The 23,547-nt window shown below is 71.3% G+C and carries 23 protein-coding genes; 13 read left to right on the plus strand and 10 right to left on the minus strand.

The features are described from left to right. Positions 1–9: 9 nt before the first annotated feature. The gene (locus tag ACFY1H_RS07005; protein WP_386945169.1) at positions 10–924 is read right to left on the minus strand and encodes a LysR family transcriptional regulator; all 915 of its coding nucleotides are present in this window, start codon (positions 922–924) and stop codon (positions 10–12) included. A gap of 93 nt (positions 925–1,017) precedes the next feature. Here ACFY1H_RS07005 and ACFY1H_RS07010 point away from each other — a divergent pair, with 93 nt between their 5' ends. Together ACFY1H_RS07010 and ACFY1H_RS07015 are read left to right on the plus strand one after the other, a co-directional pair. After that, positions 1,018–2,547 carry an MBL fold metallo-hydrolase gene (locus tag ACFY1H_RS07010; protein ID WP_386945170.1) on the plus strand — a complete coding sequence of 510 codons (1,530 nt, stop codon included), beginning with the start codon at positions 1,018–1,020 and terminating at the stop codon, positions 2,545–2,547. 166 nt (positions 2,548–2,713) lie between these two features. Then, the gene (locus tag ACFY1H_RS07015) at positions 2,714–4,204 is read left to right on the plus strand and encodes an alkaline phosphatase family protein (RefSeq protein ID WP_386945172.1); all 1,491 of its coding nucleotides are present in this window, start codon (positions 2,714–2,716) and stop codon (positions 4,202–4,204) included. A 17-nt stretch (positions 4,205–4,221) separates the two neighbouring features. Here the strand turns inward: ACFY1H_RS07015 and ACFY1H_RS07020 are convergent, their stop codons facing one another. From ACFY1H_RS07020 to ACFY1H_RS07030, 3 genes are all read right to left on the minus strand, one after another. Next, on the minus strand, positions 4,222–4,620 hold the full coding sequence (locus tag ACFY1H_RS07020) for a nuclear transport factor 2 family protein (RefSeq protein WP_366576567.1): 399 nt from the start codon (positions 4,618–4,620) through the stop codon (positions 4,222–4,224). 404 nt (positions 4,621–5,024) lie between these two features. Further along, entirely contained in the window at positions 5,025–5,585 is a 561-nt protein-coding gene (locus tag ACFY1H_RS07025) for a CHAP domain-containing protein (RefSeq protein WP_366576565.1), read from the minus strand. Positions 5,586–5,742: 157 nt separating this feature from the next. Then, positions 5,743–6,630 carry an XRE family transcriptional regulator gene (locus tag ACFY1H_RS07030; protein ID WP_386945175.1) on the minus strand — a complete coding sequence of 296 codons (888 nt, stop codon included), beginning with the start codon at positions 6,628–6,630 and terminating at the stop codon, positions 5,743–5,745. A gap of 143 nt (positions 6,631–6,773) precedes the next feature. Here ACFY1H_RS07030 and ACFY1H_RS07035 point away from each other — a divergent pair, with 143 nt between their 5' ends. Further along, entirely contained in the window at positions 6,774–7,736 is a 963-nt protein-coding gene (locus ACFY1H_RS07035; RefSeq protein ID WP_386945177.1) for a DUF3152 domain-containing protein, read from the plus strand. Between the two features lie 62 nt (positions 7,737–7,798). Here ACFY1H_RS07035 and ACFY1H_RS07040 read toward each other — a convergent pair whose 3' ends face one another. Continuing rightward, on the minus strand, positions 7,799–8,638 hold the full coding sequence (locus ACFY1H_RS07040; RefSeq protein WP_386945179.1) for a sigma-70 family RNA polymerase sigma factor: 840 nt from the start codon (positions 8,636–8,638) through the stop codon (positions 7,799–7,801). A gap of 76 nt (positions 8,639–8,714) precedes the next feature. Between ACFY1H_RS07040 and ACFY1H_RS07045 the strand changes: the two genes are divergently transcribed. Next, positions 8,715–9,368, plus strand: a complete 654-nt coding sequence (locus ACFY1H_RS07045; protein ID WP_386945181.1) for an FMN-dependent NADH-azoreductase — start codon at positions 8,715–8,717, stop codon at positions 9,366–9,368. A 64-nt stretch (positions 9,369–9,432) separates the two neighbouring features. Here the strand turns inward: ACFY1H_RS07045 and ACFY1H_RS07050 are convergent, their stop codons facing one another. The 3 genes from ACFY1H_RS07050 to ACFY1H_RS07060 all read right to left on the minus strand — a co-directional run bounded on the left by ACFY1H_RS07050 (position 9,433) and on the right by ACFY1H_RS07060 (position 14,307). Then, the gene (locus ACFY1H_RS07050) at positions 9,433–12,090 is read right to left on the minus strand and encodes an exo 1,3/1,4-beta-D-glucan glucohydrolase (RefSeq protein ID WP_386945183.1); all 2,658 of its coding nucleotides are present in this window, start codon (positions 12,088–12,090) and stop codon (positions 9,433–9,435) included. A 220-nt stretch (positions 12,091–12,310) separates the two neighbouring features. Then, a complete protein-coding gene (locus ACFY1H_RS07055; protein WP_386945185.1) occupies positions 12,311–13,234 on the minus strand; it encodes an acetamidase/formamidase family protein in 924 nt (307 codons plus the stop codon). Positions 13,235–13,470: 236 nt separating this feature from the next. Then, positions 13,471–14,307: a DUF4436 family protein gene (locus tag ACFY1H_RS07060; protein ID WP_386945186.1), complete on the minus strand. Its 837-nt coding sequence runs from the start codon at positions 14,305–14,307 to the stop codon at positions 13,471–13,473. Between the two features lie 83 nt (positions 14,308–14,390). On the opposite strand from ACFY1H_RS07060, the gene ACFY1H_RS07065 reads away from it, so the two are divergent. Genes ACFY1H_RS07065 through ACFY1H_RS07080 form a run of 4 tightly spaced genes read left to right on the plus strand, consistent with a single transcriptional unit; the run spans position 14,391 to position 17,170 of the window. Continuing rightward, positions 14,391–14,735, plus strand: a complete 345-nt coding sequence (locus ACFY1H_RS07065) for a hypothetical protein (RefSeq protein WP_386945188.1) — start codon at positions 14,391–14,393, stop codon at positions 14,733–14,735. Positions 14,736–14,778: 43 nt separating this feature from the next. After that, positions 14,779–15,837 carry an agarase gene (locus ACFY1H_RS07070; RefSeq protein ID WP_386945190.1) on the plus strand — a complete coding sequence of 353 codons (1,059 nt, stop codon included), beginning with the start codon at positions 14,779–14,781 and terminating at the stop codon, positions 15,835–15,837. Then, positions 15,830–16,387, plus strand: coding sequence for a TetR/AcrR family transcriptional regulator (locus ACFY1H_RS07075; protein WP_386945191.1), 558 nt, complete (start codon positions 15,830–15,832; stop codon positions 16,385–16,387). The genes ACFY1H_RS07070 and ACFY1H_RS07075 overlap by 8 nt, the downstream gene beginning before the upstream one ends. A 36-nt stretch (positions 16,388–16,423) precedes the next feature. Then, positions 16,424–17,170: a dienelactone hydrolase family protein gene (locus tag ACFY1H_RS07080; protein ID WP_386945193.1), complete on the plus strand. Its 747-nt coding sequence runs from the start codon at positions 16,424–16,426 to the stop codon at positions 17,168–17,170. Between the two features lie 47 nt (positions 17,171–17,217). Here ACFY1H_RS07080 and ACFY1H_RS07085 read toward each other — a convergent pair whose 3' ends face one another. Next, the gene (locus ACFY1H_RS07085) at positions 17,218–17,481 is read right to left on the minus strand and encodes a GlsB/YeaQ/YmgE family stress response membrane protein (protein WP_364058448.1); all 264 of its coding nucleotides are present in this window, start codon (positions 17,479–17,481) and stop codon (positions 17,218–17,220) included. A gap of 256 nt (positions 17,482–17,737) precedes the next feature. Here ACFY1H_RS07085 and ACFY1H_RS07090 point away from each other — a divergent pair, with 256 nt between their 5' ends. The 4 genes from ACFY1H_RS07090 (at position 17,738) to ACFY1H_RS07105 (ending at position 22,352) form a co-directional block, all read left to right on the plus strand. Further along, positions 17,738–18,979, plus strand: a complete 1,242-nt coding sequence (locus ACFY1H_RS07090; RefSeq protein WP_366576541.1) for a carboxylate--amine ligase — start codon at positions 17,738–17,740, stop codon at positions 18,977–18,979. 34 nt (positions 18,980–19,013) lie between these two features. Continuing rightward, the gene (locus ACFY1H_RS07095) at positions 19,014–21,035 is read left to right on the plus strand and encodes a hypothetical protein (RefSeq protein WP_386945195.1); all 2,022 of its coding nucleotides are present in this window, start codon (positions 19,014–19,016) and stop codon (positions 21,033–21,035) included. A 68-nt stretch (positions 21,036–21,103) separates the two neighbouring features. Beyond that, a complete protein-coding gene (locus ACFY1H_RS07100; protein WP_366576537.1) occupies positions 21,104–21,673 on the plus strand; it encodes a helix-turn-helix domain-containing protein in 570 nt (189 codons plus the stop codon). A gap of 82 nt (positions 21,674–21,755) precedes the next feature. After that, positions 21,756–22,352, plus strand: a complete 597-nt coding sequence (locus ACFY1H_RS07105) for a TetR/AcrR family transcriptional regulator (RefSeq protein ID WP_386945197.1) — start codon at positions 21,756–21,758, stop codon at positions 22,350–22,352. Positions 22,353–22,367: 15 nt separating this feature from the next. Here ACFY1H_RS07105 and ACFY1H_RS07110 read toward each other — a convergent pair whose 3' ends face one another. Beyond that, positions 22,368–23,003 (minus strand): DUF4232 domain-containing protein, encoded by a 636-nt coding sequence (locus tag ACFY1H_RS07110; protein WP_366576533.1) that lies wholly within the window; start codon positions 23,001–23,003, stop codon positions 22,368–22,370. Positions 23,004–23,177: 174 nt separating this feature from the next. Between ACFY1H_RS07110 and ACFY1H_RS07115 the strand changes: the two genes are divergently transcribed. After that, the gene (locus ACFY1H_RS07115) at positions 23,178–23,537 is read left to right on the plus strand and encodes a hypothetical protein (RefSeq protein WP_366576531.1); all 360 of its coding nucleotides are present in this window, start codon (positions 23,178–23,180) and stop codon (positions 23,535–23,537) included. Positions 23,538–23,547 lie beyond the last annotated feature (10 nt).

Below are 23,547 nucleotides of genomic sequence, written 5' to 3' on the forward strand. Positions count from 1 at the left end.
CGGGCGGGGTCAGGCCCGCTCGTCGAGGTCCGTGAGCTGGAGAGCGGCGTCGAGGACCAGGTTCCGCAGCCAGGTGTGCAGCGGGTCGGCGTCGAGCCGCGGGTGCCAGGCCATGCCGTACGCGAAGTCCTCCAGCTCCTCGGGCGCGGCGGCGACGCGCACCTCCCGCTCCGGGACGTGGTCGACGAGGCGGCTCGGCAGGACCCCGATGAGCGGGGTGCCGGGCAGCGCGGCGATCGCCCCGGTGAAGAACGGGACCCGCAGTCCCGGCCGCGCCGTGACGCCGAGCGCCGCGAGCCGGGACTCCGCGAGCATCCGCTCGGCGCCCAGCACCACGACACTGGCGTGCGGGTAGGACGCGAGGTCCCGGACGGTGAGGCGGCCGGCCGTCAGCGGGTGATCGCGCGACAGGACGCAGACGAAGCGTTCGGTGAACAGCGGCTGCCAGCGCAGGGGCGCCGGCGGTGGCACGGGTGTGAGGACGAGGTCCGCGCGGCCGTGTTCGAGGTCGTCGAACGACTGCGGCGAGAGCCACGCGGCCTGCACGGAGATCTCCGGCGCCTGCCCGAACACCTCGCGGAACAGCCGGTTTCCCAGGACTACGGCCGCGTAGTCGGTGAGCTGCACGCGCACGACGTCGGTCACGGAGGCGGGCGAGAACTCGTCGCCCCGCACGATCGACCGCAGCCGCGGCATCACGAGCGCCAGCTCACGCTGGATCGTGCGCGCCCGCGGAGTCGGCTCGAAACCCCGGGCCGTGCGCACGAGCAGCTCGTCGCCGAACGTGGCGCGCAGGCGCGCGAGAGTGCGGCTCATCGCCGACTGGCTGAGGTGGATCCGCGCCGCCGCCCGCGTGAGGTGCCGTTCCTCCAGCAGGACCTCCAGGGCCTTCAGGAGGTTGAGGTCCGCGTTCTCGAGTTGCACGCCATGCATGTTAGACCTGAGCACCATGCAGTGGACGCTCGATCGGTCCGGGACGAAGGTGGTGGGGTGCAGCCCGAGAAGAGGACCGGAACGATGACGAAAACCGAACTGGCGACCGCACTCGACCGGCGCGCCGGCGCCCTCGGCGGACGGGCGGCGCTCGAAGCCGTCGCGGTCGAGCGGACGGTGGCCACCGGGTGGCGGCGGCACCCGGGGTGGGGGACCGATCCCGCGAAACCCGAGCTGGTCGCCGACTTCACCGCGACGCTGGAGCTCGACGTGGCCGGGCCGCGGTACCGGTGGGCGCACCAGGCGAAGACGTACCTGGTGCCGACGGAGCTGGACTACGTGGAGACCGGGAACGGCAGCCGCGGCCACGTGTCCGGTGTGGACTTCATGTTCGACACCCGGCCGGTGGACACGGACATTCCCTCCTGGCGGGTCGCCGCACGGTTGCGGCACTTCGACCTGTCCTCACCCCTGCGGCTGGTCCGCAAGATGCTGGCGCCCGGTGCCGACGTGACCGTCGAACAGGCCGGTGCGGACACCGTTATGACGCTGCGGGAGTTCGGCCGTCCGCCGGTCCGGCTCAGCGTGGCGGCGACGGGGCTGCCGGTGTCCGTGGAGGTGACTGAGGAGCACTCGCCGCTCGGCGACGCCGCGGTCCGGGTCGCGTTCGACGACTTCCGCCGGGTTTCGCGGGTGCTGCTGTCCTTCCGCGTGGACATCACGATCGGTGATCTCCACGTCCACAGCGAAACGCGGACGGAAGCGACCGTCGGCGAGTCCGCTGACGACGCGGTTTTCGGGTCAGGGGAAGGGAAAATCGTCGACTCGACCGTGGAGCAGGCGTCCTACGCGCTGAATTCGACCGAGTGGATCATGAACTACGTCTACTCCGGCGTGCGGTTCTACTTCGACCTGCAGACGACTCCCGTGACACCGGAACCGGTCGATCTCGCGCCCGGGGTGAAGCTGGTGATCGGGCCGAGCCACAACACCCTGGTCGTGGAGCTGCCGGACCGCCTGCTCGCCGTGGAATCGCCGCTGTACGACGACTACAGCCGCGCCGCGCTCGCCCAGGTGAAGCGCGCGTTCCCGGGCAAGCCCCTGCGTGAGCTCGTCTGCACGCACTTCCACTACGACCCCGTCGGTGGTGTGCGCGAGTTCGCGGCCGACGGTGACCTGACCGTCCACGTCGGAACGCCGTCGGTGGCGTTCTTCGAGCAGGTGCTGGCCGCACCGCACGAGGTCGACCCGGATCGCCTCGCCGCCGGGCCCGTGACGACGGCCGTGCACGGTATCGACGACACCCTGACCTACGACACGGCCGGCGGCGGGACCGTCGCGGTCCACCGGATCGTCAGCGACCACGCCGACGACATGGTGATCGTCCACGTGTCGTCGGGCAAACTGGTCTTCAACTCCGACCTCTGGAACCCCACCCCGGTTCCGCCGGCGCCGGGTGACCAGCGCGGCCGCCTGGCCACCCAGCTGTACGACACCATCCAGGCCCTGGGGCTGGACGTCGACACCGTCGTCGGCGGGCACCGCGGCAGCGACGGGACGACGTGGGCCCACGCGGCGCCCGTCGAGTACCTGAAGCGGGCGGCCGGGTACTGACGGAGTCCTTTGTAGACGGACGCGCCGGCGGGAACGGACAAATCGCCCGCCGGCGCAGGGGTTCAGCCGAAGTTCAACCGGTGGCCACCGGCGGGATCACCCGGGGCTCAACCGCGGCCGAAAGCCTGTCGGAGCTCCCACCGTGCCCGAAGCCGGAAGGATTCCGATGACCGACGCCCCGGAGAACGACAGAACCGGTCTCACCCGTCGCAGGTTGTTCGGCGCTGCCGCCGCCGGTGGCCTGGCCGCCGCCGCGTCCGTGCTGCCCCCGAACGTCCGCAGCGCGCTCGCGGCCCCGCCGCCGTCCGGCGGGCGCTTGCGCGACATCGAGCACGTCGTGCTGCTGATGCAGGAGAACCGCAGCTTCGACCACTACTTCGGCACGCTGTCCGGCGTGCGCGGCTTCGACGACCCGCACGCGCTGCGGCTGCCGGGCGGGCGTTCGGTGTTCCACCAGCCCGACCCCTCGCACCCGGACGGCTACCTGCTGCCGTACCGGCTGAACACGAAGATCACCGCGGCGCAGGCGATCCCGTCCACGAGCCACGCGTGGGGCGTGCAGCACCAGGCGTGGAACGACGGGAAGATGGACAACTGGCTGCCCGCCCACCTCGCGGCCGACGGCGCCACCAACGGTCCGTACACGATGGGCTACTTCACGCGCGAGGACATCCCGTTCCAGTACGCGCTGGCGGACGCGTTCACGATCTGCGACGCCTACCACTGCTCGGTCCTCGGCCCGACCTGGCCCAACCGCTACATGTGGCTGGCCGGCACCATCGACGCGGACGGCGAGTTCGGCGGCCCGTCGCTGGAGACGGGCAACGTGCCGGACGGGCACTTCACGTTCAAGACCTACCCCGAGCGCCTCACGGAAGCCGGGGTGAGCTGGAAGGTCTACCACTCGCCGGGCGGCGCGACCGGGCTCCCGCCGTTCAACGCGATCAAGGCCTACGCCGACGCGCAGCCGGGTTCGCCCCTCTACGAGCAGGCGATCAAGCCGTCGCCCCTCGGCCAGTTCGAGTACGACGCGCTGCACGACCAGCTGCCCACCGTCAGCTGGCTGCTGCCGCCGAGCGCCGCCGACGAGCACCCCGCCCACCTGCCGGCCGCGGGCGCCCAGTTCGTCGCCGGCAAGATCGACGCGATCGCCGCCAACCCGGACGTCTGGGCCAAGACGGTGTTCATCCTGTCCTACGACGAGAACGACGGCGTGTTCGACCACGTCCTGCCGCCCACCCCGCGCCCGGGCACGCCCGGCGAGTTCGTGTCCGGCACCTCGCCCAGCGGCGTCAAGGGCGGCGGCCTGCCGACGGGACTGGGTTACCGCGTGCCGTGCATCGTCGTCTCGCCGTGGACCGCCGGCGGCTGGGTGAGCTCGGAGCTGTTCGACCACACCTCGCAGCTGCGCTTGCTGGAGAAGGTGACCGGCGTCGCCGAGCCGAACATCAGCGACTGGCGCCGCCGCACCGTCGGCGACCTGACCTCGGTCTTCCGCTTCCACGACGCGACCAAACACGCGCCGGTCCTCCCCGACACGCAGGGCCAGTACACCCTGGCCCAGTACGAGGTCGCGCAGCTGCCGAAGCCGACCGCGCCCGCCGGTGGGCAGGAAGTGCCGCACCAGGAACGAGGTCACCGCCCGCAGGTGCGCTGACCCCCCGGGAGTCTCGGTCAGCCGGTGACGGTGTCGCCGTGCCGGTGGGCCACGCGCCACACCCCGTGCTCGCGGCGGTAGACCTGCGTCGCCCGCAGGGTGTAGGTGCGTGGCTCACCGTTCACGGACACCGTGGTGTGCTCGAAGCCCGTGGTGTAGGCCATGTCGCCGACGACATCGCAGGCCAGCACCTCGAAGCGGAAGTCCGTGCAGTCGGAGAAGGTCTCGCCCAGCGCCGTGAAGAGGCCGTCGACCTCCCGCCGCCCGCACGCATTGCGCCAGGCACCCAGCACGCTCACCGGCTCGGCCCGCGACCAGATCGCCCGCCGCGGCGCCGGATCTCCGTTGTGCAGCGCGAACTCCGCGTCGTGCAGCGTGGTCCCGACCCACGCCAGGAACTCGTCGCGATCGCTCATCGCCCCATCGTCCGCCGCCGCGGGCGGGAAAGCACCGGCCCGGATTTCACCCCGGGTCCCGACGTGGCCTCGGCCGGACGGCGGGAAGGCGCCGTCCGGCTTGGGGAAACGCACGCAGAAACATGTGTTGCCGGGCCAACTGAGTGAACCACGTTCGACGCCAAGCCCCGCCGCCAACCGGCGCGCCGTGGCCGACGGGCGAAGGGTTGCCGGTGCGGTTGTCCACGCGCCGGACAGTGAAATCGAGAGCCGACAAGGACGTTCCGCCGCTCCGGTACGTCGCTGGTGGGGGGAAGCGCCTAGCCCACGCCGGCTTCGGCAGGCGAGTGGGCCTCGCCCGACGCCCGACGTGGACTCGGCCGGATGGCGGGAAGGCGCCGTCCGGCCGAGGAGTCGGGGGGTGCTCAGTTGTAGAAGTGGATGTAGCGGAAGTCGCCCTTGTCGAGGTCGTGGACGAGGTAGTGGCCGTCGCCGGCCCAGTTGTAGTCCTCGACGGTGACGGTGGAGCCGTGGACGCTGTCGACGACGGCGACGTGGCCGTAGCGGCCCGCGTCGGTCTGGGCGATGGAGCCGGGGGTGGGCGTGTTGTCCACGCGGTAGCCGTGCGAGCGGGCGTTGTCGTCCCAATACTTGGCGTCGCCGTAGTTCGAGGCGCTCTCGCCGTGGCGGTCGATGGTGAACGCGGCCCAGGAGACGCACTCGCGGTTGTACATGTTCCAGTCGTCGACGACGGAGTCCTGCGGGATGTTGCGCCACTTCGCGGGGTAGTTGTCGCCGATGAGGTTGACCTTCGCCGATGGTGCGAGGGTGCCGAGCCGGGCGGCCATCGACATCGGGCGGGCAGCGGCGGTCGCGGTGGCAGGCGCCGCGGGAGCGGCCAGGGCCGGCACGGCGGCCGCCGCGCCGGTGGCCGTGAGGGCGGCTGCGGCGGCGAGGGTGGTCAGGGTCCGGGTGAGACGGCGCATGGCGGTGCCTTTCCGGGGAAACGGGGAACGGGAGGACCGGGAGAATGTTGTGGCGGACGGTAACCAGCGCCGCACCGCGCGTTCCAGACCGAAGTGGACGGCCGGGGTCCGGCGCCGAAGACCCGCAGGTCGACAGCTCGTGTTCACAGAATTGGCGTCACCACGTCCAGCACGCGCCGTGGATGCCGGGCCGCGCGTCGCGGATGGCGAACGTGACGGCGTGGGTCGTGCCGACCCGCAGCGGATCGCCGGTGCGGCGGGGCCCGTCGGGGCCGCGGCGCTCGAACGAACGGACCTGCCGCGGCAGCCGCAGGCCGAACTGCACCTGGCACACGTACTCGCGCACCGGCCGCGTGAAGCGCCGCCCGTACTCCTGCGTCGGCGTGCCGGGCGGCAGCACGATCTCGTACTCGACGGCCGTGACCTCACCGGCCGCGAGCACCCGGTCGAGCAGCAGCTCGCCGGCCGTCATCCCGGTCTCGCGGTCCACCCGCACGCGCCCGACGCGCGCGAACCGCACACCCTGGTACCGCGGTTCGGCGGGCAGCGGGCCGTCGGCCTGGTGGTAGGTCATCATGCGGTCGACGCCGTCCATGGTGGCCTCCGCGACGAGCCGAACGTGCAGGGCGCGCTCGCACCCGTCGTCGTCGACGGCCACGCGGTCGTGCACCGACCAGAACGCGAGCTGCCCGTCCGGTGGCGGTTTGAGGTCCACAGTGAGCGGCCTCAGATCCGGCCACAGCCGGCGGCGCTTCACGCGGTCGGGCGGGTGGCCGAGCCAGCGCCCGCGCGGCGCTCGCGGGCCGAGCAGCGACGTGAGCGACCCGGGGGAGAGCTCCAGCACCGCTTCGAGCTGCGTCACGGCGTTCAGCGACGTTTCGCGCTCGGGCCGGGACCGGCCGCGGCGCCAGTAGGACAGGGCGGAGCGCGAGAGCGTCACGCCTCGGGTGGCGAGGTGGTGGCGGACCCGGTCGAGGGAGAGCCCGGAGTCTTCGATCGCGGCGTCGAGCGTGACCGCGAACGAGCCGGGGTGCTGCGCAGACACGCCCCCAGCATGATCAACACCCCGGTCATGGGGAACCGACGAAAGTCGGGGTCACCGCCCGTGACCCGTCGCGCGGTCTCAACCTTTCGGCCGTCCCACCCGTTGGACCCGGAGGAAATGTCGCCGGAGAGCTGGGGAAGTGCGTGGCGCAGGACGAGACGCGGGCGCGGGAGCCGCTGCGCGCGTCGTGGAAACCGTTGCAGGAGCGCAGATCCGCGAAAAGGAAGAAGGGTTTCCTGCGCACGTACGGCTGGCGCCTCTACGCGCTGCCGGTCATGGTCGTGCTCACCGTGCTGGTGCTGGTGAACACCGCCGCCACCTCGGTCCCGTCGACGGCGGCGCAACAGCCCGCGCCGGCAGCGGCGCCCGCCCGCGTGGAGTCCTCCGTGGACTTCGCCGAGCCGGGTGTTCCCGAGAACCCGGCGAAACCGGCCGATCCGAACGTGCCCACCGCCGACCTGCCTGCCGGCGGGCCGTACACGCAGACCGGCCAGGGCAGGTGGCACGTGATCCCCGGCTCCGGGCCGAAGATCGGCACCGGTCGCCTCTACCGCTACACCGTCGAGGTCGAGGACGGCATCGACCCGGCGAGCTACGCCGGTGACGACAGCTTCGCCGCCGCCGTACAGGGCATCCTGTCCGACCTGAAGAGCTGGACCGCCGACGGCAAAGTCGCGCTGCAGCGTGTGGACGCGAGCGATCCGCACCCCGACTTCCGCGTCAGCCTCTCCACCCCGGACACCACGCACCGCGCCGACGCCTGCGGGTTTTCCATCACCTACGAGGCTTCCTGCTTCCGGCGCAGCATGCACCGCGTGCTGATCAACCTTTCCCGCTGGGTCCGCGGCGCGAAGGCCTACGGCGCGAACACGACCGCCTACCGGCAATACGCGATCAACCACGAGGTCGGCCACGCGCTGGGTCACTCCCACGTCGGCTGCGGCGGCACCGGCCGGCCGGCGCCCGTGATGATGCAGCAGACCTTCGGCGTCGCCGACGACTACGTCGCCCGCCTCAACAACGTCCCGGGCGGCGACCAGGGTGCCGTACCGGCCGACCACCGCGTGTGCGTGACGAACTCCTGGCCCTTCCCCGACGGCCGCTGATCTGTATAACGCCCTATACGGCGGCCGATGAGTGCAGAGATCCAGCGCGGCACCCGGAAAGATCAAGCGAGGACGGCGACCGCCACCTTCGCGAGCCGCTCCGGATCCGCGATCACTTCGTACGCGGCAATACGCCCGGCCGTCACCGTCACCTTGAGCACGCCCGTCAGCCGGCCGTACGGCGCCAGCACCAGCCCGACCGTGCCGTCCACCAGGGCCGGCTCCGCGCGCCGCGCGCGGTCGGCGAACGCGGTGGTGCCGCGCGCAACGGCGTCGGCCCCGCGGAGGACGGCCGCCGCGCCCGGCGGCAACGCGGCCGCGTCGGCGTGCCGGACGACATCGGGGGCCAGCAGTTCGAGCAGGGCGGCCAGATCGCCGCCGCGGGCCGCGGCCAGGAACGCCTCCACGACCTGCCGGTGCGCCGCGAGGTCGGCGCTAATCGCGGGCGTGCCGCGCACCCGCAGCCGCGCGCGGCTGGCGAGCTTCTTCGCCGTCGCGGGCGTGCGGTCCAGGATCGGGCCGACGGCGTCGAACGGCACCGAGAACAAGTCGTGCAGCACGAACGCCACGCGCTCGGCGGGCGCGAGCGTCGCCAGCACCACGAGCAGCGCCCGGCCGACCTCGTCGGCGAGCGCGACGTCCGCTTCGGGCCCCGCCACGCCGCGGTCCGGGACCTGGTCGAACGGCGTCTCCCGCCGCGCGCGCAGCACGTCGAGGCAGATCCGCGAGACGACGGTGGTCAGCCAGGCCGCCAAGTTGTCGACTTCGGACGCCGACGCCAGCCGCAGCCAGGACTCCTGCACGGCGTCCTCGGCTTCGGCCGCCGAACCGAGCATCCGCCGGGCGAGCGCGCGCAGCCGGGGCCGTTCCGCTTCGAACCGGGCCGCGAGGGTTTCGCGCATCGGTCACCTTTCCTCTTCGTGGTGCGTCGGGGTGGGTGAGTGAGACCGACCCGCTGGACCTGAGGAGAGGAACCGGATGACCGACATGCTAGCGCCCCTGCTGCGCATCGACTCGAGCGCCGACGGCGCGGAGTCCGTGACGCGGCGGCTGACCTCGCTGTTCGTGCGGCACTGGCGGGGCGAGGTGCGCCACCGCGACCTGGCCGCCGACCCGGTGCCACCGATCCGCGAGCCCTACGCCCGCCTCGGCCGCCGCGTCGAACGCCGGGGGACCGTGCCGCCGGCCGACATCTCCGCGCTGGCCGTCGACGAAGCCGAACGCCGCGAGTGGGCCCTGACCCTTCCGCTGGTCACGGAGCTGCGCGAAGCCGGGACCGTGCTGCTGGGCGTGCCGATGTACAACTTCTCCGTCCCCGCCGCGCTGAAGGCGTGGATCGACCGCGTGACGTTCCCCGGCGTGTTCGCGAACGCCTTGGGTGACACCAGGTTCGTGGTGATCACCGCGCGCGGCGGCGCGTATGGCCCGGGCACTCCGCGCGAAGGCTTCGACTTCCAGGAGCCCTACCTGCGCGCGTACCTCACGAACTTGGGTGTCCGTCCCGACAACCTGGCGTTCGTGCACGCGGAGCTGACGCGCGTGGGCGACATCCCGGCGCTGGCCGGGCTGGAGGAGCTCGCGGAGAAATCCCTGGCCCAGGCCGAAGAGCGCATTCTCGAGCTGGTCGCATGACAGCGCTCACCCGAAAACGCGGGGCGCCCGCGGAAAAACTCCCGCGAGCGCCCCGGCACTCACCTCACGTCAGATCCGAACACTTCAGCGCGTCCGGATCTTTCGCTCCGCCAGGCGACCACCTCACGTTCGCGAACGACGCCGAGAACGGCCCGTCGGTGTAGACCAGGAACGGCGTGTTGACGTTCTCGAAGTCGAGCCCGTTCGCGAAGCACGACAGCGGGATCTTCACCGTCGACTTCTGGCCCGACGGCAGGTCCGTGAACAGCTTCGTGGCGTTGACCTCCGAGAAGCACGGGTAGACGCAGTGCATGCTCACCACGGTCCGGTTCACCGGTGGCGAGTTCACGATCACGTCGAACTCGAGCGCCCCGTCCGCGTTGGGGTATCCGCGCAGGTCGCTGGTCGCGGGGCTCTGCAGGTACAGCTGCGCCGCACCCGTGCCGGTCCACGTCGTCTTGAGGCCGTCGGCCTGCACGTTGACGTCGGCCGGGGTCACGGTGATCTCCGGGTGCTCCGCGGTGCCGTCGGGGCCGATCTCGGTGCCGCCCCAGTTCGAGGCCGAACCGATGTAGCTCTTGTACGGCGCGATGTCCGTGCGGTCGAAGATCGACAGGTCCTCGGTCGCGGTGCCCCCGCCGCCGGTCGACCCGCAGGTCGTCGGGCCCTCGGTCTCGTCGAGCTTGGCCACGGTGGCGCGCTGGCCGGTCTTGAGGCCGTAGCCCAGCGCGAACAGCGGGTCGTAGTCCGGGCTCCACGGGTTGAGCGGCGTCTGGCACGCGCTCTTCGGCCACGAGTAGGACAGCTTGCCCTGGTACCCCGTGCCGTCCTTGCCCTTGACCATCATGTCCGCGACGCCGCCGCCCTCGGTGCCGGGCAGCCAGGCCGCCACGAACGCGTCGGAACGGTTGATCTCCTTGTTCAGGTACAGCGGACGGCCGCCGACGTACGCGGTGACGACCGGGACGCCCTTGCCGCTCACCTTGTCGAGCACGGCGAGGTCCTCGGGGTAGAGCTTCGCGGCTTCCAGCGACTTGCGCTGCAGGTCGCCCACGCCCTCGGCGTACGGCGTCTCGCCGATCACGGCGATCACGGCGTCGTAGCCGGCCGGGTCGACGTCGCCCTTCTCGCTGTAGGTCACGTTGGCGTCGCCGAGGTCTTCCTTGAGCCCGCCCAGGATCGAGGTGGCGTTGGGGAAGTCGGCGTTGGTGTTGCCCGTGCCCTGCCACGACAGGGTCCAGCCGCCGGTCTGGTTCTGGATGCTGTCGGCGCTCTTGCCGACCACCAGGACCTTCGACTTCGGCTTGAGCGGCAGCACGTTGCCGTTGTTCTTCAGCAGCGTCTGCGACTCGCGCACGGCGTCGCGGGCGAGCCACTTGTCCGTGAGCGCCTCGTCGGAGTTGGCGTACGAGCGGTCCGACGGCTTCTGCTCGTCGAGGATCCCGGCGCGCAGCTTCACGCGCAGGATGCGGGTCACGGCGTCGTCGATGCGGGCCATCGGGATCTGCCCGTCGTTGACCTGCGCGACGGTGTTGGTGATGAACGCCTTCCAGTCGGCGGGCACCATCACGAGGTCGACGCCGGCGTTGATCGCCTGCGGGCAGCTCGCGTTGGTGCAGCCGGGGACCTGGCCGATGCCGTTCCAGTCGGACACGACGAGGCCGTCGAAGCCCATCTTGCCCTTGAGGATCTGGTTCAGCGCCTTGTCGCTGCCGGTCAGCTTGCCCTCGTTGATGCCGAGGTCGGCGTTGGTCCAGCTGTTGAACGACACCATCACGGTCTGGGTGCCGGCGGCGAGCGCGCCGTAGTAGCCCTGGCCGTGGATGTTGATCATGTCGGCCTCGGACGAGGGGTTCACGCCCTGGTCCTGGCCCTTGATCGTGCCGCCGTCGCCGATGTAGTGCTTGGCGGTGGCGATCACGCCGTTGTAGGTGATGCGCTTGGTGGCGCCGTCCTGCAGGCCGTTGATGGCCTCGTAGCCGTAGGCGCGGGTGATGCGCGGGTCTTCGGAGAAGCCCTCGTATGTGCGCCCCCAGCGGTCGTCCTGCACCACGGCGAGCGTGGGCGCGAACGCCCAGTCCTGGCCCGTGGCGCGGATCTGGCGGGCGGTGGCGTTCTCGACGTCGCGCACCAGGCAGGAGTCGTGGGCGGCGCCGAGCGCGATGTTCTGCGGGAAGACGGTGGCGCCGTAGACGTTGTTGTTGCCGTGCACGGCGTCGATGCCCCAGATCACGGGGATCTTCGTGCGGCTGGTCTTCGACGCGCTCCAGTAGGCGTCGGCGAGGTTCAGCCAGTCCTGCTGGGTGGCGTGCTTGTTGCCGCCGGGCCACGAGCCGCCGCCGTTGAGTACCGAGCCGATGGCGTACTGCTTGACCTCGGCGGGGGTGATCGCGTTGATCTCGGGCTGCGTCATCTGCCCGACCTTCTCCTCCAGCGTCATGCCGGAGAGGATCTTCGCGATGCGCGCCTCGTCTTGCGGGTTCTTCTGCATCTTGCTGTCGACCTTCGGCCAGTCCGAAAGCGTCGGCAGGGTGTTCTCGATGCGGGCGCAGCCGTTCTTGTCGAGCGCGGGCTGCCCGATCTCGGGCTGCGCCGCGGCCGGGGCGGCCGGTGCGGCGGGTGCGGGCGCCGCGTTCGCGACGCCGCCCAGCAGGGTGAGGCTCGCGAGTGCGGCGAACGTGGTCCTTCGGGCCCGGGACCACCCGGGGGATCTTCTGGCCATCGACAGTCCGTTCTGCAGAGGGCGGCGGGGACGGGCCCAAAGCGGGCCTTGGCGATCCTGACCGGACAAAGAGGATGGCGTCAAGAGGTCCGGACCCTACGGAAGTCCGTTATTTCTCGACTCGAATTAAGGCGTGATCGCACGGGGGTCACGGATGGACCAGACCAGTGCGCGCCGCGGGCAGACCCGGGTGGCCGCGAAGGCAGACTTCGCCGGATCGTCAGCGGATCGCGTCGGTGGGGAGTACTGCGTGCACACCCCAGGTCTGGTTGGCGACCTGGGTGACGCGCAGGTCGACCACCGGGCTCGCCAGCGCCAGCGCGGTGGGGCGGTCGAGGTCGTGGAGCGTCTGCAGCCACGTGAGCATCGCGCCGAGCGCCTCGGCGGTGGCCTCGTTGAGGTCGGTGTGGAAGCCGAACGTGACGCGCCCGGCCGGGGTCTCGGCGTGGATGCCGGGCACGGGCCGGTCGGTGGTGAGGTCGAGCGTGAGCTCGGTGGTCATCGGGCACTCGATCGCCGTGCCGCCGACCTCGCCGTCGCCCTGGGCCGCGTGCCCGTCGCCGGCGAGCAGGTGCGCGCCGGGGACCGTCACGGGCAGGTACAGCGTCGAGCCGGCCACGAGCTCGCGGCAGTCGATGTTGCCGCCGCCTTCCGGGCGTGGCGGCACGGTGGAGTGGTCGCCCGGCTCGGCCGGCGGCAGGCCGATCACGCCGAGGAACGGTGCCAGCGCCACGGTCTGGCCGCGGTCGTTGGTGCCGGTGCGCTCGCCGGCGTCGAGCTCCCACAGCAGCCGTCCGGGCGGGCCGCCGGCGACGCCGAGCTTGCGCGTGAGCCAGTTGTCCTTCGACGCCGACACGGTCCAACCCCAGTCGCCGGGCCGCAGGTCGTCCAGGTGCACGGCGAGCACGGTGCCCGGCTCCGCGCCGCGCACGGCGATCGGGCCGGTGAGGCAGTGGCCGCGACTCGGGTCGATCATCCGCGGCCGCTGCTCGCCGGGTGTGCGCTGGCGTTCCAGGAATCCGTGGCAGTCCAGCGATCCGACCACGATCGTGTCCCCCGGGTCGACGGTCAGGACGGGCTCGGTGTCCCGGTTGAAGACGTCGATCGTGGTTTCGCGGGTCGGATCGAGGTGGTGCCGGGCCATGTGCGCGCTCCCTGGGGTCGGTGCTCGCCCCGGATCGTCGCACGGACACTCGTCCGCCGGCGCCGCCGAGTGAGAAATGCCGCCAGGCGGCCGAGGCGTTCGTCGGCTTCGCGGTGGTCGCGGCGCGTCTGGTGGTCGAGCTGCCAGGCCAGGTTCGGAGTGATCACGGTGCGCTCCCTCTTCGTCGGTCGTCAGGGGGACGACTCACGGGAGAGCGCGAAACAGACACCTCTTCGCTATCCGGTTCGACCGGCCCGTTCCACGACGGCGCCGGCGACCACCGACGCGAACACGCTCAGCGCCACGATCAGCTCTGCCCACAGGAACGCGGTGTAGTCCAGCAGCGTCCCGATCGGCGGCGAGCCCGGGGCGGCGTTGCGGAACGACGCCAGCGCGAACAGCGACGCGGCCATGAACCCGAACGCCGGCCACACCAGCCCGCGGCGGCGCGCGATGAGGTGGCGCGCCCCGAGCGCCACCGCGACGGCGATCGCCCACATCGCGAACATCATGAACAGCGCGAACACGAGCACGCTGGTCGCGCGGGTGAGGCGGATGTCGAGTCCGCCGGAGCTGTCGGAGCCGGTCACCGCGAGCCCGAACAGGCTGTCGACCTTGTCCACGGTCAGCAGCACCGGCACCGGCTTCCCGTCCTGCACGGCGGCGAACTGGATGTGGCTCTCGTAGCCGTCGAACGGGTAGTCGGTGATCGCGCCGCCCGTCAGCGCGATCGGCAGGTCGGCGCTCGCGATCCGCTCGTGGGCGGGGAACGTCTGGTCGCCGCGCAGGCTCGAGGAGTTCAGCAACGTGAGGTCGCTCGCCGGCGCGAACCCGTCGTCCTCGCCCAGCCGCCCGCGCGGCACCACGAGCACCCGCAACGTCACCTCCCGCGCGACCGCGTCGACCTTCTGCACGGTGGCGTTCACGTCGATCCGGTCGGGCTCCTCGGTGCCGATGGAGTGCCACGTGTCCCCGGCCGTGCGCTCGGCCGCGTGCACCCACACCCCGGCCCCCGCCGCGATCCCGATGCCCACCAGCACGCCCGCGGCCCAGGCCACGCCCTTCCACCTCATGGCGGTGATGGTGACACCACCGGTGCCGGCCCGCCCCTCCGCTCACGCAGGCGGGTGACTGGTCGTTGCGCATGATGTGCTGCATGACGCGGTGGATTCGCTACCCCTGGAGCGACGAAGACCTGATCGGTTTCATCGAATTCGGCGACGACGGCTGGGCGATCCGGCACGTCGAGCTCCAAGGTCCTGACCGGCGGCCGGTGACAGCGGCGTCTCTCGACGAGGTGCTGCACATCCGCGACCACGGCGATCTCGGTGACATGCAGGCGTACGAGCGCCAGTACGGCGTTCTGGCCGAGGGGGACGTACGGGGCTGGGGCGAGGCAGATCAGGTCGTCGAGATCTCCGGTGCCGAGTTCGAACGAGTGTGGGTGCCTGCTCGTCGTGCCCTGGACCAGGCCGGCCCCTCCGCTCACGTAGGCGGGTGACCCCGGACGACAGGGGAGACGAACCGGTTCGTATCCTCACCGCATGGCGTTCTTCTCAGTGACCCGCCACGGGCGGTGGACGTTCGTCGGGCCGGGCGGCGAGCCGTTCGTGTCGATCGGGGTCGCGCACGCGCACGACACGAACCTCCGATACGCGCACAACCGGGACATCTGGCGCACGCGCTACGGCGGCTCGCGCGAGAAGTGGCTTCGCGACGGTCTGGGCGCGGACCTGCGCGCCTGGGGGTTCACGACGGTGGGTTCGACGGCGGAGTACATCAGCGGCACCGGGCTCGGCGTGACCGGCACGGTCGTCGATCTGGGGCACGCCGAGGACCTGCCGGGCGCGGACGTCGCGCAGGCCGGGTTGCCGTACGTGCAGGCGTTGCGGGTCGCGGAGATCGAGTCGTGGAACGGGCATCCGGCCTACCGTGACCCGCGCTCGCCCGCGTTCGCGGAGCACTGCGACCACCTGGCGCGCACGCTGTGCCGGCCGGAGGACCCGTTGCTGCTCGGGTACTTCCTCGTCGACGGGCCGGCCTGGGCCCGCCACCCGACGGGCGCGGGCTGGCCCGGCCCGCTCGCCGAAACCGCGGAGGCCTACTACGCCACCGCCACCGCGGCGATCCGCCGCTACGACCCGGACCACCTCATCCTCGGCGACCGTTTCGGCACGAAAGCCGGCGCACCGGACGAAGTTCTCGACGCGGCCGCGAAGCACGTCGCTGTCCTGTCCGTGCAGACCTTCCCCGGCCCGGGCGCGCTCGACACGGCGCTGGAGACGCTCGACCGCTGGCACCGCAGGACCGGCCTGCCGGTGCTCGTCGCCGACACCGGCAACTGGTGCCCGACCCGCCTGAGCCCGCACCGCACCGGCAGCATGCGCGACCAGGCCGACCGCGCCGCCGGGTACGTCCGCACCGCGGAGGCGTTCGCCGCGCTGGACTGGTGCCTGGGCTGGCACTGGTGCGCCTACGTCGAGAACCCCCAGCGCGGCTGGGGCCTCAAGGATCCGTGGGACGAACCGTACGAAGACCTCGTCGGCCCCATCGCCGAGGTCAACCGGCGCGTGGCCGCCACCTGGGCGGTGCGCGGTGCCTGACGCCACCCGCCGCAACCCCCAGACCCACCGCGCGATCCTCGACGCCGCCTGGGACCTCACCGCCGCCGGCGGCTGGGCCGCGGTCAGCGTCGACGCCATCGCCGCGCGCGCCGGCGTCGGCAAGCGCACCGTGTACCGCTGGTGGCCCAGCAAGGCCGCGGTGGTGCTCGAAGCCTTCCTCGACCACGCCCGCGCCAACCCCGTCACCACGCGCGCCACCACCGCCGAAGGCCTGCTGCGCGCCCACGCGCGCCACTTCGCCGACCTCTACGTGGACACGGTGCTGGGCCGCGTCTTCACCGGGCTGCTCGGCGCCGCGCAACAGGACCCCGACCTTGCCGCCCGCCTCGACGAGCACTGGTTCGAGCCCCGCCGCGCCCCTGTGCGCACCGCGGTGCGCGAGGTCGTCGGCCCTGACGTCGACGTGGAGCTGCTGCTGGACTTGGTCTTCGCGCCCCTGCACTACCGCCTCCTCACCGGCCGCCGCCCGCTCGACCACAGCTACGCGGACGCCGTCGTGACCTCGGTCGTGCGCGGGGTACTAGGTTGACGATCGAGAGCCAGCAAGCTGATCGACAGGAGTGACATGCGCAAGGAGAAGGTGGACGTCCCGGCCGCAGACGGGGTCGCCGACTCGTACCTGGTCGTTCCGGACGGCGGGCCGCACCCCGGGGTGCTGCTGTTCATCGACGCGTTCGGGTTGCGGCCGCGGATCGAGGAGATGGCGGAGCGCATCGCGGAGGCCGGTTACGCCGTGCTCGCCCCGAACCTGCTCTACCGCGGCGGCCGGGCGCCGCAGATCGACGTGGCGGAACTGGGCGATCCGGACAAGCGGGGCGAGATCTTCGGCAAGATCATGCCGCAGATCCAGGCCCTGGGCACGGACAACGCGATCCAGCGTGACGCGGAGAAGTACCTCGACTTCTTCGCGGCGCAGGAAGGGGTCGCCCAGGGCCCGGTCGTGATCACGGGCTACTGCATGGGCGGCACCAACGCCCTGCGCGTGATCGAGGCGTTCCCCGAGCGCGTCAAGGCGATCGCCGCGTTCCACGCGGGCGGGGTGGTCACGGACGCGACCGACAGCGCCCACCTGGGCGTCGGCTCGATCACCGGCGAGGTGTACTTCGGGCACGCCGACCAGGACCACTCGATGTCGGCCGAGCAGATCAAGACGCTGGAGGCCGCGCTCGACGAGGCCGGGGTCACCTACCGCTCGGAGGTCTACGAGGGCGCGACCCACGGGTACACCATGACCGACACGGCGGCTTACGACGAGGCCGGCGAGAAGCGGCACTGGGAGAACCTGTTCGCGCTGCTGGAACGCGTGAAGTGACCCACCGGCGGGGCGGCTCTCGAACAGAGAAGCCGCCCCGCCGCCGGTCAGTCCCGGCTGCGGTGGAAGATCATCCGGTACGCGACGAGGATGATCAGAGCGCCGAGGATGGCCAGGCCCCACGTGCGCAGGTCGAAAAACGTGCCGAGCTGCACGTGGAAGAGCGTCTTGCCGACCCAGCCGCCCACGAACGCGCCGCCGATGCCGAGCAGGATCGTGATGATGCAGCCGCCGGGGTCCTTGCCCGGCATGAGCGCCTTCGCGATCAGCCCCGCGATCAGGCCCAGCACGATCCAGCTGATGATTCCCATGACTGTCCTCCCGGCCGCGGTGCGGCGTCGAGCTCCGGCGCTAACCGCGCGTTCTTGAGCGCACAGGATGGCAGGCACCCGAACGGGTGGCGCGGCGAGCGGACCGGACGTGACCTGGATCTCATCGGACCGCGGGATCGGGAGTATCCACAATGGACCTGCGGCCCGCTCGATCGGCGGGGGGTGCGGACATCTGGGACCGTGGAGGTACAGACCCCGTCCGATCCCACGTACGCGCCGAACAGAGGAGCGGTCCATGGCCCAGCCCGCACCGGTCACCAAGAATCCCGACAAAGGATATCTGGCCGTGCTCGGCTGGAGTCTCAACGCGGTCGAGGCGCTCGACCGCTTCGACCGCCGTTACGTGGTCGTCGCGCCCGACTGGGCCGAGGAGTACTGCGCCGAGCACGACATCCCGTACCTGCCGTGGAACTTCGAGAGACTCAACGACCGGTCGATGGAGATCGCCGAAACCCTGAAGCAGGAGGGGGTCGACGTCGCCATCCCGCTGTTCGAGGAGACGGTGGAGTGGGCCGGCGCGATCAACTCCGTGCTGATGGACAACCCGCGCCTGTTCGGTCAGGCGATGTTGTTGCGGGACAAGGCTTTGATGAAACGCCGCGCGCAGCTGGGCGGGATCCGCGTCGGCATCTTCGAAGAGGCCCACGCGCGTGACGACGTGGTGCGGTTCCTCAAGCGCGTCAACCAGACGCTGCTCAAGCTCGACGGCGACCCCAACGACCCGATCCACCTCAAGGCGTTCGACAAGGCCGGCTGCCTGGGCCACCGCGTGATCCGCACCCCCGACGAGATCGACATGATCCCGGAGGAGGAGTTCCCCGTCCTCATGGAATCCCACCTCGACGGCTGGGAGTTCGCCGTGGAGGCGTGGATCCACGGCGGGAAGATCAAGTTCCTCAACATCTCCGAGTACGTCACGCTCGGGTACTCGGTGTTCGTGCCCGCGACGCCGGAGCTGGAGCGCTACCGGCCGCAGATCACCGCGCAGATCGAGAAGCTCGTGAAGACCTTCGACATCGAGTTCGGGTTCGTGCACCCCGAGTACTTCGTGACCAGCGACGGCGAGATGTACTTCGGCGAAGTCGCCTACCGCCCGCCGGGTTTCAAGGTGTTCGAGCTGCTCGAACGCGCCTACGGCTTCAACGCCTACCAGGCGCTGGCGCTCGCGTTCGACCCGAAGACGACCGAGGAGGAGATCGACGCGTTCTTCCCGCGCGAGGTCGTCGACGCGACCGGTGTCGCCGGCTGCTTCGGGGTCTACCCTCGGCGGCGGGTCGTCAGCGAGCTGCGGATCCCGGAAGAGACCGAAGACGACGACTACTACGAGTCCCACGACCTGTCGGCACCGCTGGAGGAGACGGTGACCAAGCGGACCGCGTTCGGCACCCACTGGGGACTGCTGTACTTCTTCGGTGACGACGCCTACCGGATGCGCGAAACGCTGAAGAAGCAGGAAGAGCTCGACTTCTACGTCTGAGAACCAGGCGGGAGAGCCGACCGGGGTAACACCAGTGAATCCGAACGCCGACAGCACGGGCGGTACCACCCTCGCCAAACGGGTGGCTTCGCTCGACGACGCCGTCCAGGCCATGGCCGAGACGCGCGATTTCGGCAAGCACGCCAAGCTGCGGCGGGTGCTGGAGGCCCTGCGGCGCGTGCTGCTGCAGCCCGGCGGGGCTGCCGCCGTCCAGGCCCGCGCGCGGGCGCTGGACGAAGCCGGGCTTTACCTGGGCACCGACTGGGCCTCGCCGGAGATCCTGTTGCCGGCTCTGGTCGGCGCCGGGCTGCACAGCGGCGAAGCGGACACGGTCGTGATCGAGGCGGCGAGCGAGCTGCGCATGCTCGCCGTCGCGCTGGGGGAGTACGAGCACCCGACGCTGTCCGCGGAGGACGCCCGCGGGTTCCTGTCGCAGGTCCTGGCGATGAACCTGGAGCTGCTGTTCACCCCGCCCACCGAGGCCGAGCGGGCGCACGAGGGCCGGACCGCGCAGCTCATCCGCGCGCTGTTCCGCCACCTCGCCGACGGGATCGGCTACGCCAGCGTGCTCGACAAGCTCGTCGAGGAGATCTGGCGGATCCTGCGCCAGCGCCCGATCCAGGTCGAGCAGGTGCAGTCGCTGATCACGCGGATCTCCGTCTACCGCGGGGATCCCGAGGTGGACCTGGGCCCGAACTCCGGGCAGGGGCTCGACCGGCTCATCACGAGCCTGTTCGGCACCACCGAGGCGTGCCGCGAGGACCCGGGCTTCGAGGTCTTCCGCGCGCGGCTGGAGGCGATGGACGCCGGCGGCCTGCAGTACGAGGCGTCCGGCTTCGCGCGGGCGATGCACGACACCGGGCTCGTTTCGCCGTACCACGCCGAGTTGCTGCGGTTCGTGCGCAACGAGGGCGACTACCTCGTCGCGGAGGCGCTCGGGCTGTCCGACACCGGGCGCAACTGCCTGCTGCGCTACCGCGATCTGGTGCACCAGCTCATCGAGGAGGCCGTGCACCCGGAGACCGCGCAGTGCGTCTACGGTCTCGCGCTGCTGCTCGACCGCGGCATCCTGCACGAGCCGCCCGTGGTGCCCGCGTTGTGGCGCCAGCTGGCGCTCACCCTCGGCCCGGTCGCGCGCGAGCGGCTCACGGCCGTGTTCGGCCCCGCGCCCGACGCGAAGGCGCGCCTGACCGCCGGCGTGCTGTCGATGCTCGGGCTGCCGCTCGGCGTCGGGCAGGGCGACAACCCGACCTGCCAGTCGGCCCGCGCGCTGTCGATGTGGGCGGGCAACGACCCGGACTACCTGCTGCAGATGGTCGTGTGGGCGGCGCGCGACGACGAGATCACCATGCACTTCGAGGGCCAGCCGATCTCGTCGCGTGAAAGCGAGGGCGGCGTCGCGCGCAAGCTGCCCGTGGACCTCGACCCGGTGTCGCTGCTCGTGGTGCCCCACCTCGACCGCATCTACGCCGAGATGGGCCGGCGCTGCGTCGACCGCCCCGGTGACCCGCACCGCTGGGTCAACCCCGAGTTCCACGGCTGGTGGGCGTTCCGCGGCTTCCGCATCAACGTCGACGTCGCCACCGGGAACCTCATCGACCTCGACGAGTTCCTGCGGGCCTTCCACGCCAGCTACCACCCGGCCTACAACGGCGACCAGCCGCTGATCCACCCGCAGCCGGCCGGCGTCGCCGTCACCGACAGCGCCGCGCGCTACGTCGGCTGGCACGCGATCACGATCCTGCGCGTCGCGCCCGACCCGCAGGACGTGATGCGCGTGTACTTCTTCAACCCCAACAACGATAGCGGCCAGGACTGGGGCGACGGCGTGGTCGTCTCCACCGCCGGCAACGGCGAACGCTTCGGCGAGGCGTCGCTGCCGTTCGACCAGTTCGCCTCGCGGCTCTACCTCTTCCACGTCGACCCGCTCGAACACGGCGAGCCGGAGAAAGTGCCGGCCGAGGTCGTCGAGCGCATCGGCGGGTACATCGAACGCAGCTGGGGCGCCGACCGGCTGCCGGCGGGGAGCTTCCAGGCCGCGCCGCCGCCGCACTGAGCCGCCGCCCGCGTGGCATCATGGACAGGCGGAACAGTGTTCCGTTCAGGTCGATGAGGAGAGCTGTGGTGAACGAGGAGCCCGTCGCGCGGACGAAGCGGGCGGACGCGCGGCGCAACGAGGAGTCGCTGCTGGCCGCGGCGGCCGCGGTGTTCGTCGCGTCCGGGGTCGACGCGCCGGTGCGCGACATCGCGGCGAAGGCCGGGGTCGGGATGGGCACGATCTACCGCCACTTCCCGACGCGGGCGGAGCTGATCGTCGCCGTGTACCGGCACCAGATCGAGGCGTGCGCGGAGGCCGGGCCGCGGCTGCTCGAGAGCGGCCCGACGCCGCACGCCGCGCTGGGGCGCTGGATCGAGCTGTTCGTCGACTTCCTGGTGACCAAGCACGGGCTCGCCGGCGCCATGCAGTCCGACCAGGCCGGGTTCGAGGCGCTGCACTCGTTGTTCCTCGACCGCCTGATGCCGGTGTGCGCGCAGCTGCTCACCGCGGCGGCCGAGGCCGGGGAGATCCGCGGCGACGTCGAGGCCTACGAGCTGATGCGCGGCGTCGGCAATCTGTGCATCGGCGCGGAGAACGACGACCGCTACGACGCGCGCCGCCTGGTGTCGCTGCTGGTCGCGGGACTGCACACGTAATCCCGCGCCGTCGGCTGGACCGGCCCGGCGCCCGGCGCTACGCTCCGCGTGGCCCGAGTCCGGCCGATGCGGAAAGGTGCAGATGACTGCGTCGACGACGATCCCGCACCGGGAGAAGCTGCTGCGCGAGGGCATGCGCCGGCTCTACGTCCACGGCTTCCACGGCACCACGATCGACGCGATCCTCGAGGGCGCCGGGGTGCCGAAGGGCTCGTTCTACCACCACTTCGGCTCGAAGGAAGGCTTCGCGAAGCAGGTGCTCGCGCGGTACGTGCAGTTCCAGCTCGACCAGCTCGGCGAGTGGAGCGGCCGCGCGGACCTGACCACACCCGCTGTGCTTTCGGGCTACTTCCGGGCGATGGCCGACCGGTTCATCGCGTCCGGGCACCGGGACGCCTGCCTGGCGGGCAAGCTGGCCACGGAGCTGTGCGCGGACCACGAGGTGTTCCGCGCACAGCTGGCCGAGGACCTGGGTGTCTGGAAAGGACGGATCGCCGAGCTGCTGCGGCAAGGGCAGCGGCGCGGTGACGTGCGGGCGGACCAGCCGGCCGAGACGCTCGCCGACGCCGTGCTCGCGTTGCTGCAAGGCGCTTTTGTCGTCGCGCTGGCTTCACGCGACGACGCGTCGCTGGCCTCGGTGGGCACGGCGCTGGAGCTGCTGGTCGCGTCGCCCGGTTGACCGTCCGTTGTGGACTCAGAAGACGAGCACGCCCTGCGCGGCGGGCTGCAGTGTGCCGACCTCCACGGACTTGATCGGGAACTGGGGCACCTGAACGGTTTGCCCGTCGAGGCCGATGAGGTCGATGTTCGTGGTTCCCGTGGTGCCGGGCGGGGTCGCCTCGAAGTTGCTCGCCACGAAGGCGTCGGGGTCGGCCTTGTCGCCGAGCGTCCACTTCACGCCGGCGAACGCGGTCGTGCCGGGCTTGAGTGTGACGGCGGTGGCCGCACCCGGGATCTCGACGTCGTGGATCGGGAAGCCGAGCGGTGAGCCGTCGGCGCCGAGGAACCGCAGCTTCGGCCAGCCCTTGAGGGTCACGGTGGTCTTGCCGCGGTTCTCGAGCGTCAGCAGGGCGACGTTCTGGTCGGGCTGCAGGGTGAGCTCCGCGTGGAACGTCTCGGCCGAGGCGGCCTTCTGAACAGGCGGTTTCGCGGATGTCGACGGGGCCTGCGGCGGGGCCGCAACCGTGGCGGGCGCGCTCGCCGACGCCGTGGCGTTGCGGGCGACGAGCGAGTCGGGCGAGGCTGAGCCACCCGTCGAACCGCTGCACGCGGTGAGGGACACGGCGAGCGCGGCGAAGGAGACGACGGTGGCCACGGTGGTGACGCGCATGGGACACGAACCCTTTCTCGAAGTGCCGGATCGTCCGCCCGGCTCACCGCCCATCACGGACGCCGGCGGAATCCGGTTCAGTGCAACGGTTTCCGGGCCTGTGACCAGGTGCGACGCGCCGGTGGACCAGGGCCGGGAACCAGGCGCGCGCGAATGCGCCTACGCTGTGGGGCCATGGCGGATCGCGCGCTGTGCCTGGAGCCACTGGAGCTGTCCGGGCGGGAACGATCGGTCCTGCGGAGTGTTGCGGTCCGCGGGGCGTCCTCGTCGTTGTACTGCGAGCTCGAGGCAGGACACGGCCACGAGCACGTCGCGGGCGTCCGCGGTGACGGGCCCGGCGGCCCGAGGTGGTGGTTGCGGTGGTGGCCCGGCCGGCGTGTGCTGGAGGCCCGCGCGGAGTGCGGCGCGCTCGCCGAAGACGGCGCGGTGTGCCGTGTGCCCGGCGGCCACGAGGGCGGTCACACGTCCGAGCTCGTGGATCTCGAGCACGTCGAGGAACTGGCCGACACAGCGCGGTCGGCCGGACCTCGGTAGAGTCGCACTT

It is taken from the genome of Amycolatopsis sp. NPDC001319 (assembly GCF_042896185.1).
GTDB lineage: Bacteria > Actinomycetota > Actinomycetes > Mycobacteriales > Pseudonocardiaceae > Amycolatopsis.

Coding starts and splice junctions, on each gene's coding strand:
- ACFY1H_RS07105 (WP_386945197.1), top strand. CDS start 21,756: ATGACTGCGTCGACGACGATCCCGCACCGGGAGAAGCTGCTGCGCGAG.
- ACFY1H_RS07065 (WP_386945188.1), top strand. CDS start 14,391: ATGACGCGGTGGATTCGCTACCCCTGGAGCGACGAAGACCTGATCGGT.
- ACFY1H_RS07090 (WP_366576541.1), top strand. CDS start 17,738: ATGGCCCAGCCCGCACCGGTCACCAAGAATCCCGACAAAGGATATCTG.
- ACFY1H_RS07025 (WP_366576565.1), bottom strand. CDS start 5,585: ATGCGCCGTCTCACCCGGACCCTGACCACCCTCGCCGCCGCAGCCGCC.
- ACFY1H_RS07085 (WP_364058448.1), bottom strand. CDS start 17,481: ATGGGAATCATCAGCTGGATCGTGCTGGGCCTGATCGCGGGGCTGATC.
- ACFY1H_RS07055 (WP_386945185.1), bottom strand. CDS start 13,234: ATGGCCCGGCACCACCTCGATCCGACCCGCGAAACCACGATCGACGTC.
- ACFY1H_RS07070 (WP_386945190.1), top strand. CDS start 14,779: ATGGCGTTCTTCTCAGTGACCCGCCACGGGCGGTGGACGTTCGTCGGG.
- ACFY1H_RS07050 (WP_386945183.1), bottom strand. CDS start 12,090: ATGGCCAGAAGATCCCCCGGGTGGTCCCGGGCCCGAAGGACCACGTTC.
- ACFY1H_RS07010 (WP_386945170.1), top strand. CDS start 1,018: ATGACGAAAACCGAACTGGCGACCGCACTCGACCGGCGCGCCGGCGCC.
- ACFY1H_RS07020 (WP_366576567.1), bottom strand. CDS start 4,620: ATGAGCGATCGCGACGAGTTCCTGGCGTGGGTCGGGACCACGCTGCAC.
- ACFY1H_RS07115 (WP_366576531.1), top strand. CDS start 23,178: ATGGCGGATCGCGCGCTGTGCCTGGAGCCACTGGAGCTGTCCGGGCGG.
- ACFY1H_RS07080 (WP_386945193.1), top strand. CDS start 16,424: ATGCGCAAGGAGAAGGTGGACGTCCCGGCCGCAGACGGGGTCGCCGAC.
- ACFY1H_RS07015 (WP_386945172.1), top strand. CDS start 2,714: ATGACCGACGCCCCGGAGAACGACAGAACCGGTCTCACCCGTCGCAGG.
- ACFY1H_RS07045 (WP_386945181.1), top strand. CDS start 8,715: ATGACCGACATGCTAGCGCCCCTGCTGCGCATCGACTCGAGCGCCGAC.
- ACFY1H_RS07060 (WP_386945186.1), bottom strand. CDS start 14,307: ATGAGGTGGAAGGGCGTGGCCTGGGCCGCGGGCGTGCTGGTGGGCATC.
- ACFY1H_RS07110 (WP_366576533.1), bottom strand. CDS start 23,003: ATGCGCGTCACCACCGTGGCCACCGTCGTCTCCTTCGCCGCGCTCGCC.
- ACFY1H_RS07040 (WP_386945179.1), bottom strand. CDS start 8,638: ATGCGCGAAACCCTCGCGGCCCGGTTCGAAGCGGAACGGCCCCGGCTG.